Below are 16,388 nucleotides of genomic sequence, written 5' to 3' on the forward strand. Positions count from 1 at the left end.
TCATCGCCTCATTGCTCCAAGCCGTCATTCCCCAACCCACGATCGCTTGTCTGCGCAGAGCAAGCCGTGCTCTCCGGCGACATCTGCGCGAGCCCCCCAGACGCAAGCGCCGCTATCAGGCAATGATCAAACTATCTTAGCGCCTATGGGCGATTACCGGGACCTTCCGCGGAAAGAAACCGGAAAGAAAAATGCACCCGGTGCCGGCCGGGCGCATTTCTTGTTGGCTGTCATCAGGCGCACATCCGGGCGACCCGCTCGCGGCGGCGTGCTTGTCAGTTCGACTTCACCAGCGGGCAGCCGCCCTTGTCGAGCGGACGGAACGCCTCGTCGCCGGGCACGGTGGCGATCAGCTTGTAGAGATCCCACTCGCCCTTGGATTCCTCGGGCTTCTTGGTCTCGAACAGGTACATGTCGTGCACCATGCGGCCGTCGATCCGGATATGGCCGTTCTTGGCGAAGAAGTCGTTGATTGGCGTCTTGCGCATCTGCTCCATCACCTTCGGCGCCTCGTCGGTGCCGATCGCCTCGATCGCCTTCAGGTAATGCATGGTCGCCGAGTAGAGGCCGGCCTGGATCATGGTCGGCATGTGGCCGACCTTCTCGTTGAAGCGCTTCGAGAAGGCGCGGGTCTCGTCGTTCATGTCCCAGTAGAAGGCGTCGGTGACGATCAGGCCCTGCGTCGCCTTCAGGCCCAACGCGTGGGTGTCGGTGATTTCCATCAGCAGCGCGATCAGCTTCTGGCCGCCTTGGGCCAGGCCGAACTCGGCGGCCTGCTTCAGCGCGTTGGTGGTGTCGCCGCCGGCATCCGCCAGCGCCACGACCTTGGCCTTGGAGGCCTGCGCCTGCAGCAGAAAGGACGAGAAGTCCGACGAGTTGAGCGGATGGCGCACGTCGCCCAGGACCTTGCCGCCGGCCTCCTTGACGACGTTGGCGGCGTCGCGCTCCAGCGCCATGCCGAAAGCGTAGTCGGCGGTGACGAAGAACCAGGTGTCGTCGCCGCGCTTGACCATCGCCTTGCCGGCGACGTTCGACAGCGCGTAGGTGTCGTAGGTCCAGTGCACGGTGTTGGGCGAGCAGGCGGTGCCGGTGATATCAGAGGAGCCGCCGCCGGAATTGATGTTGATCTTGTTCTTCTCGCGGGTCAGCGCCGAGATCGGCAGCGCGACCGACGAGGTCGGCACGTCGAGGATCGCATCGACCTTCTCGTTGTCGTACCAGTTGCGCGCGATGCTGACGCCGACGTCGGGCTTGTTCTGATGATCGGCCACGACGACCTGGATCGGCTTGCCCTTCACCTTGCCGCCGTAATCTGCGACCGCCATCTCGACCGCGGCGACCGAGCCTTTGCCGGTGGCGTCCGCATACAGGCTCGACATGTCGGTGAGCACGCCGAGCTTGACGACGTCGTCGGAGATCTGGGCGTTCGCCGCGGTGCCGGAGACCGCGAGCGCGAGGCCGGCCGCTGCCGCGGCCAAGAGCGATTTCATCGTGTTTCTCTCCCTGACTTTTAGTTGGATGCTTCCACTGGGCACCTTCTATCCGGTGCGGCAACCTGTCGCAAAGGCGACTTTTTGGGCATACGTGGAGCGCACGGCGGATGGAACGCCGGAATCTGCGCCCTACAGCGCCGGCAGCGCGGTGACGGCGGCCTTGATGGTGCCGTCGGTCTCCACGATCACCCGGAGCGTCTTCGAATCGAACGCGATGCCGGCAAGCCGGATGCTGTTGACGTCGGCGTCGACGCGGATGCCTTCCTCGTTCTTCTGCAGGTCGGCGATGGCGGCGGTGATCTTCCGCTGCGCGTTGGTCGCGAATGGCTTGAGGTCGACGACCAGCCGGTCGGCGAGCGCCTGCTGCATATGCGGGATCGCCGCGCGCGCGGCGGCGCCGAGCAGGCCGAACGCGGCCTCGGACTCGACCGCCAGCTCGACGTCGGTCAGCCGCAGCGTCTGCGCCGCCTGGTCGAGCCGCGGCCGGCCCCAGATGTGCACGGTCGCCTCGGCGCCGAAGCCGAAGAAGCTCTTCTTCTCCTTGGCGTGCACCAGAAGCGAGATCAAGAGCCGGTCGCCGGAGGCGGCGATGCTCGCGCTCTTGACGGTCACGTCGACCGGGCCGGAGCCGTCCTCGGGGAACGTCTTGCCCTTCAGCTGCGCCTCGACGAGCTGCGTCAACGTGTTGAAGGACATGTCGACCGGCAGGCCGACCGCGACCTGGCTCGCCATCGGCGGCACGATCGACAGCTTGTCCGGGAACGGGCAGTTCGGCGTGGTCTGCGTCTCCGTGATCCGTGTCTCGGCCTCGATCCCCATGGTCAGGATCAGCGAAGACGCATCGACCTTCGGCTGCGCGGCGATCGCGCGGGTCGGCCGCAGCTCGAGCCACATCGGCGGCATCGACGCAGTGCCGCCGGTACCCTGCAGCGGGATCGAGCGGCAGGCCTTGGCCCATTGCGTGCGGGCGGCGTTCTGGAACACGGGGTCGTTGTGCAATCGCGCCTCGACCACGGAAATCTGGTCGGCGACCGCCTTGTCGATGACAGGCTTGACCTGGGCCGGCACGCTGATGCGGACGCCGGCGGCCGACAGGCTGGTGTCGCCGAGATTGACCTGCGCCTGCAGGTTCGGCTCGATCCGCCAGGACGCGCCGAGCTTCGGCCGTGCGGTCAGCGTGACGCTGCCCTTGATGTCGGCATTGGCGTTGATGTTCTTGATGTTCACCGCACCGATCTGCTTGGCGACGTTGCCGCCGAGCAGGCTGCCGAGCGCGTTGGCGACGGCGCCGGTCGCCTTGTCCGACAGTGAGCCGGTGACCTTGAGCGTGCCGCTGATCGGGGTCGTCAGCGTCAGCACGTCCTGCGCGCCGGTGGCCGCGATCGGCCCGCGCGACGCGGTCCAGCCGATGTCGGCGTTTTGCAGGATCTGCTGGACCGGATTGTCGGCCTTGCCGCCGAAGGTCTTCGGCGCGCCGCGTTCGGCGGCATCGCGGATCGCCGATAGCGCGACCGAGACCTGCGCAACGACCGTCGATGAGCGCGGCGCCTGCGGCAACGGCGGCAGCTGGACGAGCGGCGGCGTCTGCACCGTGACGCCCGGCGCGAGCCAATCCATGGCCTTGAGGCTGATCGCGAACGAGACCAGCACCACCGTGAGCCCCAGCGCGATTGTTCTTGGATGCATCGGTAGACGCATCATTCCCCCAATGAAATCAACTTGACGGGTTGTACAGGCCCGCCGACGAGGGCGCCAGTGTGGCGGGATCAGGCTGCTTCAGGGGCGGAAGCAGGTTGGTCGCCCGACATCACCTAGACGTTAACGATTATGAACGCGACGACAGCCCCGGCATGATGCCGCGGCCGTCGTCAATGTCTGAATGTGTCGCGCCTAGCGGACGGCCGAGCCGAGGTCGGCGCGGCGGTCGGACATCGGCAGCACGATCACCTTGGTGCCGACGCTGACCCGCGAATAGAGATCGGTGACGTCCTCATTGGTGAGGCGCAGGCAGCCGGAGGAGACGTGGGTACCGATCGTCTCCGGCGCGTTGGTCCCGTGGATGCGGTACACGGTGCCGCCGAGATACATGGCGCGGGCGCCGAGCGGGTTGCCGGGGCCGCCGGCCATGTGGCGCGGCAGATAGGGCTGGCGGGCGATCATTTCCGGCGGCGGGGTCCAATCCGGCCACTCCGCCTTCTTGGTGATGGTCTGGGTGCCCGACCAAGTGAAGCCGTCGCGGCCGACGCCGATGCCGTAGCGCATGGCCTGGCCGCGTCCGAGCACGAGATAGAGATAGGTGTGCGGGGTATCGATGATGATGGTGCCGGGGGCCTCGCGGGTCGGATAGGCGACGACCTGGCGGCGCAGCCGGGCGGGCAATTCGACGGAACGGTCTTCGTCCTGCGCCTGCGGCATCGACTGCACCGGCGGCTGCACCGCCTCGGTCGGCGGCGTCAGGATGAAGGGGAAGATCGGCAGCGGCGCGGCCGCGGCGGCGTTCGATAAAGCGGCGGTGCCAATCGCCAGCGCACCGAAGGCGGCGGCAGCGAGACGTGCGTTCAGCTTGATGGAATTGAACATTGTCGACCCCTGTTGTTTGCGCCCTGCGCGCCAGTTCCGGCGCGTCGTTGGGTCAAACCAGTACAGGTGAGGCGTTTCAGGACGTTTGCACGAAATCGCCAAAATGGTTTCGTGCCGTTAGGGATTTGTTTCGTCGGTGTTTCGTCACACGGTTAAGGGAGCGTTGCCGGGTAGGTTGTACCGCATCAGGACATCTATCCTGGCACGAGGCTTGCTGTCCGAAGGCGTGGTTTGGAATGGAGTGGAAGTCATGCCAGCGCCTTCGATCGGGAGCATGCTGGATCAGCAGAAGGGCTTTGGTCCCGGGTTCGATTTTCTCCGCGTTGCGCTCGCAATCTCCGTCGTCGCAGGACATACGTCCTATGTTGCCACCGGTCGCGGCGACGCCGATCCGACGTGGATCCTCTGGTTTCCGCAATTTGCCATCCTCGTGATGTTCTTCGCATTGAGCGGATTCCTGATCGCCGCAAGCGGGCTGCGGCTCAGCCTGAAGGAATTCCTGATCAATCGCGGAATGCGGATCCTTCCAGCGCTCGCGGTCGAGATCGTGCTGTCGGCGTTGATCCTCGGGCCGATCTTCACCACGCTGCCGCTCTGGGACTATTTCACCAGCGCCGGCACCGGGAAATATTTCACGAACGTCGTCGGCCTTGTGAACTACACGCTGCCGGGCGTGTTCGCCGGCAATCCCGCGCCGGAGGTCAACAGTTCGCTGTGGACCGTGCCGTTCGAATATGGCTGCTACGCGGTGATGGCGTTCATCATGACCCTGGGGCTGCTGCGCAGGCCGGCGCTGATCGTGCTCGGCGTCGTCGTCCTGGTCGGCATCGGTTTTGCCGTGCAGATGACCGGGCATGCCGCAACGCCGTCGCAACTGCCTCCGGGCGTCGCCGGCTCGCTTTATGACAAGGTCTTCAGCACGGCGCTGTTCCTCGGGCGCGGCGCGAAACTGCCGGTTGCCTGCCTGCTCGGGATCGCGATCTACCTTTACCGCGACCGCATTCCCTATGACGGGCGCATTCTCGCCGTCTGCTGCGCGCTCTGCCTCGGAGCAGCACTGCTCGGACCGGCAGCCTGGATCACCCAGCCCGTCCTCAATGCCGTCGTTGCTCCGGCCCTAGTCTACATCACCGTGTTCCTCGGTGTCTCGAAGCTGCCGCGGCTGCCGCTGTTTTCAAGGGGCGACTATTCCTACGGGATCTATCTGTACGGTTTTCCGGTGCAGCAGGTGGTGAAGGTGTGGCTGCCGAACGCGTCGCTGGTTGTCCAGTTCGCCGTTGCGCTGGTGCTGATCACGGCGTTCGCGGCGTTCTCCTGGCACTGGATCGAGAAGCCGGTCCTGAGGCTGCGCCGCCATTTCTCGTTTGTGGCGCGCAGGCGGCTCGAGCCGGAGGATATGGTCGAGATGCTCGACGGGACCGGGCCGCTTGCCGTCAGCGTCAGCCAGAGCAGGCGATCTTCCTGACGAGCAGCAACAGCGTCGCCGGCGCTCAGAGGTGAATGTATCCGGCCAGTCCATCCCACAGCAGCTTGGCCGCGGTGATGACGAGAATGGCGTAGCAGGCGCGGTACAGCGCCCGCTGGTCGAGGCGTTCGTGCAGCCGCCAACCGGACCAGACGCCGACCGGCACGGCCGGCACGCAAAGCGCCATCAGCATCCACAGACTTCGCGACGGCGTGGCGAGCACCAGCCACGGACCGGCCTTCAGGAGGTTGCCGACCGTGAAGAACAGGCTGGTGGTGCCGGCGTAAAGCGCCTTCGACATGCCGAGCGGCAGCAGATGGATCGCAAGCGGCGGCCCGCCTGAATGCGCGACCATGGTCGTGACGCCGGAGGAGAGCCCGGCGAACGTCGCCTTGATCGTCGAGCGCGGCCGCGGCTTGATCTCGCCGCCGCCGATGAACCACAGCGCGGCGAACACCAGCGTCACCAGGCCCATCACGATCTCGACGGCATGTCGATCGAGATCGCGCAGCGCGAAATAGCCGAGAACGATGCCGACCACGAGCGCCGGCAGCAGCATCGCGAGGTCGACGCGCGACCAGGTGCTCGGACGCCAGAAACGCAGCGCCGTAAGATCCATGACGATGAACAATGGCGCAAGCAGCGCGCCGGCCGCAATCGGGTCCATCGCGAGCGAGAGCAGCGGGATGCCGACAATGGCAAAGCCGCCGCCGAACGCGCCCTTCATGAAGGAGATCAGGAACACGCCGGCCAGTGCGACCGCGAGCACGAACGGCGCGGGTAGGTCTGCGATGAGGGATGCGATCATAGTGTGGCGCAACATGCGGGCGTACGCATGCAGGCGCAATCCAAACATTGCTCTCGGTGCAATTCGTGTGCCCGAGCGGGCTAGCCTGCGCGTATCCTCGGCAGGCCCGACCTGTCGCCGTTGATCACCGCGCGGCGGTCGGAGACGGCGTGATGGAATTGCTCGAGTGTCAGCCCGATCGCCGAGAGATCGCCGTCCTCGATCGCGCCGTCGTCGTAGCAATCGAGCGCCTCACGCAGCAGCGCATCCGCATCGCCCTGCATTGCCGCGAGCTCCTCCGGCGTCTCGGCGCCGCGCACCCGCGAGATCAGCGTCAGCAGACCGTCGCGATGGGTGATGTAGCGCTCGCGCTCGTCGCGTTTCACGTAGTGGCGCAGCCATGCGCCCGCCGTGCCGAGGCCGGAGACCAGCAGGATGCCGCCCCAGATGTAGTCGGAGTATTTTTCGAGAAAGGTGCGCTCGGTGCCGTCGATATAGGCGGCCGCGCCCTGATGCGCCGGCAGCGCGGCATCCTTGTCGGTGTCCGGCTTCTCGATCTTGGCGGCCGCCGGCAGGTCGCGCGCGACCTGGAGCCGCTGCGTGAACAACTGCCGATCGAGTGCGCCGACGGTTGCCTCGTGCAGCGCATGTTGCGCGATGATGAGGTGATTGACGCCGACGGTCTCGATCTTGTCCTCGGGCCGGGCCGGCGAAGAGGAGAAGATGCTACCGGCGATTTCCTCGGACTCATAGAGCGGATGCTTCTGCGCGATCGCTTCCGAGACATCGACGGGGAGGAATTTCGGTTCGCCGCGCGCCGCCGCTGTCGCCGCGATCGCTTCCGCCGTGATCTTGCTGTCGAGCGGCCCGACGGTCATGTAGGCGTCGAGCGAGGGATCGCGCGCCAGATCGGCGACCTTGTTGACGGTGAACTGGCTGATCGCAACCTTGTCGGGGTTGACGCCGGACTCGGTCAGGATCACGCGCAGCAGCGTGACGTTGGCCGGGGTGCTGCCGATGACACCGACCTTGTGGCCCGGGAGATCGTCGATGCTCTTGATCTTCGCAGACCGCGGCTTGCCTTTCCCGCCCGACGGTGCCCACAGCACAACGACATTCTTGCGCAGAATCGCAACCGCCTCGGCGCTCGCCGGCAGACTGAGATCGCCGCGCACGACCGCGAGGTCGACCTTGTTCGCGGTGAACAGCGCGATGCTTTCGGCGGCGCCCTGTGTCGTGACCGGCTTCAGCCGCACCGAATTGCCGTCACGCGCAAAGGCCTGCGCGAACGCCTGGATGAGCTTGACGTCGTCACTGCCGGTCGGGCCGACCGCGATCTTGAGCGTCACCGGACGCAGCCCGTAGAACAGCACGCCTGCGGCGGCGGCAAACACGAAGATGCCGGCCGCCAGGATCAGGAGCGACGAGTTTCGCCGTTTGAGCCTGCGGCGCGTGGTGCCGGGATGTTCACTCTGCTGCTCTGACATCTGGCTGTCATGTTACACGAAAAACCGGCAGTTCGCCGTGAAAATCAACCTAACATTTCGATGACGTCATACGTTTGAAACATCCATGTCAGAACGTCGTGCGAGCAGAATCAAGATTAACGATTTGGGTCTCCTGCGATGCGCATACTCGTTGCGACCGATGCCTGGCATCCGCAAGTCAACGGCGTGGTTCGGACGCTGACGTCGCTTGCGCGCAGCGCAGCGACCCTCGGCGCCGAGATCGAATTCCTCACCCCCGACGGCTTCCGGTCGGTCGGCGTGCCGACCTATCCGGGCCTGCGCATGGCGCTGCCGAACCGCCGCGAGATCGCGCGCCGGATCGAGGAGGCCGCGCCCGAGGCGATCCACATCGCGACCGAAGGACCGATCGGCTGGGCGGTGCGCGGCTATTGCCGGCGCAACAAGCTCGCGTTCACCACATCCTACACGACGCGCTTCCCGGAATATGTTTCAGTGCGCACCGGGATTCCCGATAGCGTCGGCTATGCCGTGCTGCGCCACTTCCACGCGGCCGGATCGATGACGATGGTCGCGACAGACTCGCTGCGATCAGAGCTTGCCGAGCGCGGCTTCCGCAAGCTCGGCTTCTGGACCCGCGGCGTCGACACCAAAATCTTCAATCCGGATCAACCGGCGCTGCTCGACCTGCCGCGTCCGATCTTCATGACCATGGGCCGCGTCGCGGTGGAGAAGAATCTCGACGCCTTCCTGTCGCTGGATCTGCCGGGCTCCAAGGTCGTGGTCGGCGATGGCCCGCAACGGGCCGCGCTGGAGCAGAAATATCCCGACGCGATTTTCCTGGGCGAGAAGAAGGGCCAGGATCTGACCTCGCACCTCGCCGCCGCCGACGTCTTCGTGTTCCCGAGCCTGACCGACACCTTCGGCGTCGTGCAGCTCGAGGCGCTGGCCTGCGGCACGCCGGTCGCGGCGTTCCCGGTCACCGGCCCGAAGGACGTCATCGCGGATCATCCGATCGGCGCCATCGACAACGATCTGCGCAGCGCCTGCCTGCGCGCGCTGAACATGTCGCGCGCCGACTGCCGCAATTTTGCGTTGGAGCGTTCCTGGGAAAACAGTGCGCGTCAGTTCATCGGCAATCTGGCCACGTTGCAGCCGAGCCGCGCGCCGCGGCCCGCCCGCCGCGTTGCCGGCCGCAGTGCGGTTCCGAATTAACAGCTCAAACGAACGAAAGACGAGAGACTTATCTATGGCTGAAATCATCAAGCTGGGCGCCGACCGTTCCATGGACTTCGACCGCGAAACGGTCGAGCAGGCCTATGACCGCTGGGCGCCGATCTACGACCTCGTGTTCGGCGGCGTGTTCAGCAAGGGCCGGCAGGCTGCGATCCAGGCCACCAACAAGATCGGTGGCCGTGTGCTCGAGGTCGGCGTCGGCACCGGCATCTCGCTGCCGCTCTATAGCCAGAATGTGCGCATCTTCGGCACCGATATCTCCGAGGCGATGCTCGAGAAGGCCAAGAAGCGGGTTGCCGAGCAGGGCCTGAAGAATGTCGAGGGCCTCGCGGTGATGGACGCCGAGAAGCTCGAATTCCCCGACGATTCGTTCGACGTGGTGATGGCGCAGTACGTGCTGTCCGCGGTGCCGAACCCGGAAGCCGCGCTCGACGAGTTCGCCCGCGTGGTGCGTCCGGGCGGCGAACTGATCATCCTGACCCGCGTCAGCGCCGATGCCGGCGTCCGCCGCTTCATCGAGCAGAAGCTGCAGCCGGTGGTGCGCCCGCTCGGGTTCCGGACCGCCGAATTCGCCTGGTCGCGCTACACCAAGTGGCTGGCCGGCGCGCGCGGCATGGAGCTCGCGGAGCGCCGCCTGATCCCGCCGCTCGGCCATTTCTCGCTGGTCCGCTTCCGCAAGGCGGACGTCGCCAAAGCCGCCTGAGGCGGTTGGCCAGGCGGCTCAGCCCGCCGGTCCTCCCGGGTGAGGTGGCGCACAGCGCGCCCCAAGCCGGGAGACTACGATCTCCTTCGCCTCATCCCCGCAGACCTCGCCGGGATGAGGCGAGACCCTTCTCCGGTTGCGTCAAGGCGTCGCTCCGCATTGTCATATGTCATTATGATGATGTCACACGCGATACATCGAATCCCTGTAAATCCTGTCCCGAAAGATGTTGGGGGAACCAATGATCAAGAATTTTCTGCAAGAGCTGCGTACCCAGCGCTGGGATGACCATCGCTTCTACCACCACAGCCGGATCAACCAGAGCCTGCACTTCGTCAGCGCACTGAGCTTCCTGTTCGCCTATGTGATGTTGTTCTTCGATCCGGTCGTGTCGGCACTGGTCGGCTGGCTGGTCTCGATGACCTCGCGCCAGGCCGGTCACTTCTTCTTCGAACCGAAGGGGTATGACCACGTCAACCAGGCGACCCACGAGCACAAGGAAGACATCAAGGTCGGCTACAACCTGCAGCGCAAGGTCGTACTGATGGCGATCTGGGCGCTGTCGCCGATGGTGCTGTACTTCGATCCGACCCTGTTCGGCCTGTTCAAGCCCTGGGTCACGATGGGCGACTTCACCCGTCAGGTGGCCAAGGTCTGGCTCGCGGTTGGCATCGGCGGCCTCCTGTTCCGAACCGTCCACCTGTTCTTCATCCGCGACATCGAGACCGGCCTCGTCTGGATGACCAAGATCGTCACCGACCCCTTCAACGACCTCAAGCTCTACCACAAGGCGCCGCTGTTCCTGATGAAGGGCGAGCTGATCGATCCGGGTCTCGAGAAGCACGTCAAGCACGCCTGATCGTTGCTCCAATATCTTTCCGATATGCGTCATGCCCGGGCTTGTCCCGGGCATCTACGTCTCTAGGGTTCCTGTGAACAGACTTGGCCGAGCTATTTGCAACGACGGGACTGCGCTCCCTCTCCCGCTTGCGGGGGAGGGGTGGGGTGGGGGTTTCGCCCCTTGCGATAATCTTTGTAAGGAGGGAGCCCCCACCCGGATCGCATCGTTCGATGCGATCCGACCTCCCCCGCAAGCGGGAGAGGTGACGGAAGGCCGTGGATGCGTCAGGGCCGATGAGGGCTCAGCGCCCGAACCTCACGGCGACCATCTCTTTCAGGATCTGCCGCTTGATGTTCTTGTTGGTGAGGCCTTCCTTGTGCCACCACCAGGCGTCGCGCTTCATCTTCTCGGCTGCCGCGACGAAGCGGTCGGCGACCTCGGCGAAGTCGGCGTCGGTGTAGTTCAGGCTGAAGATCAGCCGGCCGGTGCCGACCCAGCTCAGCGCCAGTCCCTCGGCCCGCAGATAGTATTGCAGCATCCAGTTGTACCGGGACGGCTCGGTGTAATAGACCGTCCAGATCGACGAGATGTTGCCGACGCGAACCGGCAGGTCCTGCGCTTTGAGCCGGTCGTTGAGCGCCGTGGCGCGCCCGTTCCAGGTCTCGTCGAGCCCGTTGTAGATCGAGCGGAAATTCGGGCTGGCGAGCCGGCTCAAAAACTCGTCCATCGCCGTCATCACGTAGGGATGCGAGTTGAAGGTGCCGCGCGCGAAGCAGATGTCAGCCGGCCGGTCGTCGCGGAAGCGGCGCATCAGATCCTTGCGGCCGCACACCACGCCGACCGGAAGTCCGCCGGCCAGGCTCTTGCCGTAGGTCGCCATGTCGGCCTTGACGCCGAAATATTCCTGGGCGCCGCCGGCGGCGAGGCGGAAGCCGACGAACACCTCGTCGAAGATCAGCACGATGCCGCGCTCGGTGCAGACCTCGCGCAGCTTCTTCAGCCATTCGGTGTAGGCGGCGCGGTCGTAGCGGGAGGAGCGCGACGAGTCGACCAGCGCGGAATCGCCGGGCGCGTTGCCGTTCGGGTGCAGCGCCTGCAGCGGATTGACCAGCACGCAGGCGATGTCCTTGCGGGTGCGCAGGACATGCAGGGTCTTCTCCGACATGTCGGCGAGCGTGAAGGTCTCGTGCGGCGATACCGGGTTGCCGACGCCGGGCTGCACCTCGCCCCACCAGCCGTGATAGGCGCCGGCGAAACGCACCAGATGGGTCCGCTTGGTGTGGTAGCGCGCGAGCCGCACCGCCTGCATCACGGCCTCGGTGCCGGACATGTGGAACGAGACCTCGTCGAGGCCGGAGATCTCGCAGAGGCGCCTGACGTTGTCGGCAATGATCGGGTGGTAGGGGCCGAGCACCGGGCCGAGCGCGTGCGCCCGCTTCTCACCCTCGGCGATGCACTCCTTGTAGAAGTCGTTGCCGAAGATGTTGACGCCGTACGAGCCGGTCAGGTCGTAGAACACATTGCCGTCGAGGTCGGTGACGGTGACGCCGCTGGAGGCCTCGACGAAGGCCGAGGTGCCGAGATGCTCGCGCACCAGGCGGCTGTACTGGAACGGCACGCGGTAGGTTTCAGTGAACTGCAGGTCGGAGATCCGCTCCGTCACCTCGGCGGTCAGCGCGCGGCCCTTGGGGTAGCGATCCGCGTAGAGGCCGGCGAGGCGGAAGAAGCCGTCCTGGCGCTGCATCGCGACATCCTTCGGTGCTCCGTCGGAGCGGAAGAAGTCGTCGATGTCGAATTCGTAGTGCGGCACCATGCGCGCCACCATCTTGGACATCTTGGAATGTCCGGTCAGCGAGCGGTGCTTGGCCCGCGACAGCGCGAGGCGGGCCTGAATTTTGGGGAAAGCTGCGGCGGCGCCGGCAAGCGCGGCGGCGGACAGCGAGAGAATCGGAAGGGATGTTTCCATGACAGAAGCGCTAGCCTCGCCACCTAACAAATTCATGACAGCCAAGGGCCTGATCTCGGCATTCACCCAGCAGGAAGACCTCAATTTCCTGCTAACCAACCGGATTCCGCGGGCGGCGATCACCCGCTTCATGGGTTGGTTCTCCAAGGTCGAGAACCCCCTGGTGCGCGACGCCTCGATCGCCTGCTGGAAGCTGTTCTCCGACCTCGATCTGTCGGAAGCGAAGAAGACCGAGTTCAAGAGTTTGCACGATTGCTTTACCCGCGAGCTCAAGCCCGGCCTGCGCCCGGCGGTGCCCGATCCCGCCATCATCGCGAGCCCGTCGGATGCCATCATCGGTGCGCATGGGCGGATCGAGGATGGGCAATTGTTCCAGGTCAAGGGCGCGCCCTATTCGCTGCTCGATCTGGTCGGCGATCCCGCGCTGGTGGAGCAGCACAGCAACGGCCGCTTCGTCACGCTGCGGCTGACCTCGAGCATGTATCATCGCTTCCACGCGCCCTATGATCTTGCGATCGACAAGGTCACGTTCATTCATGGCGATGTCTGGAACGTCAATCCGATCGCGCTGAAGCGGATCGAGCGGCTGTTCTGCAAGAACGAGCGCGCGGTGCTGCGCGCGAAGCTTTCAACCGGCGAGGCGCTGACACTGGTTCCGGTCGCCGCCATCCTGGTGGCGAGCCTCCGCCTGCATTTCCTCGACGTCACGCTGAACGCGCAGTCGCGGGGCCCGGTGGATTTCCCCTGTAACGCGCATGTGAAGAAGGGCGACGAACTCGGCTGGTTCGAGCACGGCTCGACCATCATCGTGCTCGCGCCCGGCCATTTCGAATTCTGCGGCAATGTCGCGGAGGGAACACGGATCAAATGCGGCGAACCGCTGTTGCGGAAGCCCTCATAGCGCTTTCGAGCGAAGTGGGCACCGGTTCGCGTGAAGAAAGCGCGTCAAAATATGGACTCTGATCTCGCTGTTTCCTGCGCGTCATTCTTTGAGCACGATCTGCCTGGAAAACCGGTTTCCACTTTTCCGGATCATGCTTTAAGATATGCGGGATCGTCGCGCGACGATCCTAAATCGCAAACCTGATGGACACGAGATGGCGCGGACGCCTGTTCTGGCGGCGGGAGGCATTGTGCTGCGGCGGGACGCCCCGCAGCGCTTCGCCGTCGTGCGCCTGCGCAAGCGCAATGAGTGGGTGCTGCCGAAGGGCAAGCTCGACGATGGTGAGACGCCGCGCGCCGCCGCCGAGCGCGAGGTGCTGGAGGAAACCGGCCACGACGTCGAGGTGCACGAATTCCTCGGCACGCTGGTCTATGATTCAGGCGGCCGTTCCAAGGTGGTGCATTACTGGCGCATGGATGCCGGCGGCAAGCCGGTGCGCGCGTTGATGAGCGACATCAGGGAAGTCGACTGGCTGCCGCTCGATGAAGCGCTCGATCGCCTGTCGCGCGGCTATGAACGTGCGTTCCTGGAAAATGTCGGCCCGATCGCGCTGCAGGCCGCGGCGGACTCCGGGCGCGAGCGGCGCGCGCGGTTGCGGGTTGCGGCTGCAGAGCGACGGCGCGCGCGGCTTGTCGAAGAGGAGCCGGGCGTCGATCCGACTGCAAACCCTGAAGCTCCGACCGCCGCAGAGGTGCCGGCGATCGCTGAAGCGTCCGTGGTCGCTGAAGCGTCCGTAGTCACTGAAGTGACCGTGGATGCCGAGACGCCGGTCGTCGCTGACGCCCCGGCGCCTGCCGAGGCGGCGGTCATGGTGGAGACGTCCCATATTGCAGGGGCGCCGGCGGCCGATGCATCCGAAGCATCGCCGTCATCCGCGCGCGGGGTCGAACCCATTGCCACGGCCGTCGGGCCCGTCCCGCGCAAGAACCTTATCGAGCGCGTGCGGGACTGGCTCCGCCGCGCGGCCTGATCACCCGCACATCTGGCGTCGTACGGCTGGCTGCCAGGCGTCAATGTCATGCTGCAACGCGATGCAGTCGGCAACGCGCTTGGGCGAACCCAATTCATTTGCCAGAAGCTGTGCCGCATGAACTTCCGCCATGGCGCCGTGAACGTCCCCGTGCGCCAGCTGGAGCCTGGAAATCTGCAGCCTGAGCCGTACGATCTGAACCCGCCCTTCGATGCTGGACCATAGCTGGCGGGCGAGGTGGAGATGCCGCATTGCTGTCTCATGGTCTTGCCGGGAGAGCGCGAGGATCGCCTGCGCTTCGTTGGTGAGCGCGCGGATCGAGGGCATCGGCCAGCGATCAGGATTTCCCGAAAGTTCGCAGATCAATGCCTTCGCCTGACTGGTCCGATGCGTGTGTGCCGCAACCAGCGCCAGATGCGCGAGCAGGATTCCCCGCCGCTGCAGGGTCCACCAGGTCTTGCCGATCAAGCTCCGTTCGAGACTCGCATGGGCGGCTTCCGCTTCGCCTCTTGCGAGCAGCAACATCGCGCGGCCCGGCTCCGGGCACCAACCCATCGTGTAAGCCCTGTCGTAGGCTTCGAACGCTGCGTCGTCATTGCCGATTGCAGCCAGGATATCGCCCAGCACCCGGTTGGCATCGCCCATCGACCACGGCGCATCGCTGGTCAGGCGCGCGAGCGCGTCCTGAATCCGAGCCAGCGCTTCGTCGAGCGAACCCCTGATGCCGAGCACCTCGGCACGATGCAGCTGGCATGAACCTGTCAGTTCCATGCCGCTGCTCGAACAGAAATTCTGGTAGCTCCGCGTCCACTGGTCGGCCCGCGCCCAATCTCCGAACATTCGGGCTGCCCACAGAATGTTGCAATAGAGGCTGCCGCCCATGATCGGATCCAGATTGGTGCTGGACAGGGCGACCGCGGCGGCATGATCCTGATCGGCCAGTCCGCCATGCGTGTCGCCGAGGCAGAGCCGATAGAAGCCGCGATAGGCCAGGCTCAGAGCTTCGATGTTGAGCGCATCCTTGTATCGGACGGCGGTGTAGGCCGCGTCGGCCAACGCGAGTGCCTGTTCCGGCTCGCCATCGAAGGCAGCCAGTTTGGACTTCATCCATAACAGCAGGGCCGTCGTCGGAGGATCGTCGAGCCTCGAGGCCCAATCTTCGGCGCGCGCGAGCCAGCCTTTTCCGATCGCGGCCTGACCGCTCTCGAAATGCAGGCCCGAGAGCGCGATTGCGTCGACCGCTGCGCCGGCAGCGTCGCCGGCCTCGCTGCGCGCGGCGACCGCGCGAACCAGAATCGGAATCGCTGCCGCTGTCCTGCCGAGGCATTGCAGGGCAAGCGCCCATTGGTGCAAGTCCTCAGCGTTGAGCCGGCCGTCTTCATCCGCGCTCGCGAACAGGGTCGCTGCCTGCAGCCACAATTGCGCGGCCGCCGCGCGTCGGCCGAGGCCGATTGCACCGACGGCGTCATCGACTTGCTTGTGGTCAATGCGTTCCGGCTGCCTGATCTCGGACTCAATGAAGAACCGATATCCCTTGCCCGGCAGATTCCGGATCGCGCCCTCCATGCCGCCCTTGCGCAGCGCGGCGCGCAACGAACTCACCGCCCGCTGCAGTGAGTTGTCGGTGACCGTGACGTCCGGCCAGACAGCCTCGAGCAGCTCGTCCTTGGAGACGACCCGCTCGCGGTGGTGGACAAGGTAGACCAGCAGATCGAACACACGCGGCTGCAAAGCGACTTCCTGCCGCGCGCACAGCAGCACGCGTCCAGCTTCATCAAGCTCGAACAGTCCAAACGAGAATGCCATGTGTATGGGTCCGGGGACGCCGGAAAAGGTTCAGGCAAAGATCAGACAATGGTCAGCCCGCGGTAAGGACAGTTGGCGTTGGCGACGACTATAGCTGACCATGGCCGCGATCACCGCAGCTTGCCATCAACC

General features: G+C 65.1%; 13 protein-coding genes. 6 read left to right on the forward strand and 7 right to left on the reverse strand.

Annotation, left to right across the window (positions count from 1 at the left end):
- Positions 1 to 275: 275 nt before the first annotated feature.
- The 3 genes from ACVW1C_RS31665 to ACVW1C_RS31675 form a co-directional block, all read right to left on the reverse strand.
- Positions 276 to 1,490 (reverse strand): ABC transporter substrate-binding protein, encoded by a 1,215-nt coding sequence (locus tag ACVW1C_RS31665; protein WP_456761617.1) that lies wholly within the window; start codon positions 1,488 to 1,490, stop codon positions 276 to 278.
- A gap of 132 nt (positions 1,491 to 1,622) precedes the next feature.
- Positions 1,623 to 3,191, reverse strand: coding sequence for a DUF4403 family protein (locus ACVW1C_RS31670; protein WP_456761618.1), 1,569 nt, complete (start codon positions 3,189 to 3,191; stop codon positions 1,623 to 1,625).
- 192 nt (positions 3,192 to 3,383) lie between these two features.
- On the reverse strand, positions 3,384 to 4,073 hold the full coding sequence (locus tag ACVW1C_RS31675) for a L,D-transpeptidase (protein ID WP_456761619.1): 690 nt from the start codon (positions 4,071 to 4,073) through the stop codon (positions 3,384 to 3,386).
- A 250-nt stretch (positions 4,074 to 4,323) separates the two neighbouring features.
- Between ACVW1C_RS31675 and ACVW1C_RS31680 the strand changes: the two genes are divergently transcribed.
- Entirely contained in the window at positions 4,324 to 5,538 is a 1,215-nt protein-coding gene (locus tag ACVW1C_RS31680) for an acyltransferase family protein (protein ID WP_456761620.1), read from the forward strand.
- A gap of 25 nt (positions 5,539 to 5,563) precedes the next feature.
- Here ACVW1C_RS31680 and ACVW1C_RS31685 read toward each other — a convergent pair whose 3' ends face one another.
- Both ACVW1C_RS31685 and ACVW1C_RS31690 read right to left on the reverse strand, forming a co-directional pair.
- A complete protein-coding gene (locus ACVW1C_RS31685; RefSeq protein ID WP_456761621.1) occupies positions 5,564 to 6,346 on the reverse strand; it encodes a sulfite exporter TauE/SafE family protein in 783 nt (260 codons plus the stop codon).
- Between the two features lie 80 nt (positions 6,347 to 6,426).
- A complete protein-coding gene (locus ACVW1C_RS31690; protein WP_456761622.1) occupies positions 6,427 to 7,812 on the reverse strand; it encodes a TAXI family TRAP transporter solute-binding subunit in 1,386 nt (461 codons plus the stop codon).
- Between the two features lie 138 nt (positions 7,813 to 7,950).
- Here ACVW1C_RS31690 and ACVW1C_RS31695 point away from each other — a divergent pair, with 138 nt between their 5' ends.
- The 3 genes from ACVW1C_RS31695 to ACVW1C_RS31705 all read left to right on the forward strand — a co-directional run bounded on the left by ACVW1C_RS31695 (position 7,951) and on the right by ACVW1C_RS31705 (position 10,589).
- Entirely contained in the window at positions 7,951 to 9,006 is a 1,056-nt protein-coding gene (locus ACVW1C_RS31695) for a glycosyltransferase family 4 protein (RefSeq protein WP_456761623.1), read from the forward strand.
- 34 nt (positions 9,007 to 9,040) lie between these two features.
- The gene (locus tag ACVW1C_RS31700; RefSeq protein ID WP_092115972.1) at positions 9,041 to 9,730 is read left to right on the forward strand and encodes a class I SAM-dependent methyltransferase; all 690 of its coding nucleotides are present in this window, start codon (positions 9,041 to 9,043) and stop codon (positions 9,728 to 9,730) included.
- 241 nt (positions 9,731 to 9,971) lie between these two features.
- Entirely contained in the window at positions 9,972 to 10,589 is a 618-nt protein-coding gene (locus ACVW1C_RS31705; RefSeq protein WP_456761624.1) for a hypothetical protein, read from the forward strand.
- A gap of 283 nt (positions 10,590 to 10,872) precedes the next feature.
- Here ACVW1C_RS31705 and ACVW1C_RS31710 read toward each other — a convergent pair whose 3' ends face one another.
- On the reverse strand, positions 10,873 to 12,537 hold the full coding sequence (locus ACVW1C_RS31710) for an aminotransferase class III-fold pyridoxal phosphate-dependent enzyme (RefSeq protein WP_456761625.1): 1,665 nt from the start codon (positions 12,535 to 12,537) through the stop codon (positions 10,873 to 10,875).
- A gap of 34 nt (positions 12,538 to 12,571) precedes the next feature.
- Between ACVW1C_RS31710 and asd the strand changes: the two genes are divergently transcribed.
- Together asd and ACVW1C_RS31720 are read left to right on the forward strand one after the other, a co-directional pair.
- Positions 12,572 to 13,438, forward strand: coding sequence for an archaetidylserine decarboxylase (asd, locus tag ACVW1C_RS31715; protein WP_456763228.1), 867 nt, complete (start codon positions 12,572 to 12,574; stop codon positions 13,436 to 13,438).
- A 196-nt stretch (positions 13,439 to 13,634) separates the two neighbouring features.
- Positions 13,635 to 14,450: an NUDIX domain-containing protein gene (locus ACVW1C_RS31720; protein ID WP_456761626.1), complete on the forward strand. Its 816-nt coding sequence runs from the start codon at positions 13,635 to 13,637 to the stop codon at positions 14,448 to 14,450.
- On the opposite strand, the gene ACVW1C_RS31725 is transcribed toward ACVW1C_RS31720, so the two are convergent.
- Positions 14,451 to 16,256 (reverse strand): winged helix-turn-helix domain-containing protein, encoded by a 1,806-nt coding sequence (locus tag ACVW1C_RS31725; protein ID WP_456761627.1) that lies wholly within the window; start codon positions 16,254 to 16,256, stop codon positions 14,451 to 14,453. It abuts the gene before it with no gap.
- Positions 16,257 to 16,388 lie beyond the last annotated feature (132 nt).

It is taken from the genome of Bradyrhizobium sp. USDA 4011 (assembly GCF_054063415.1).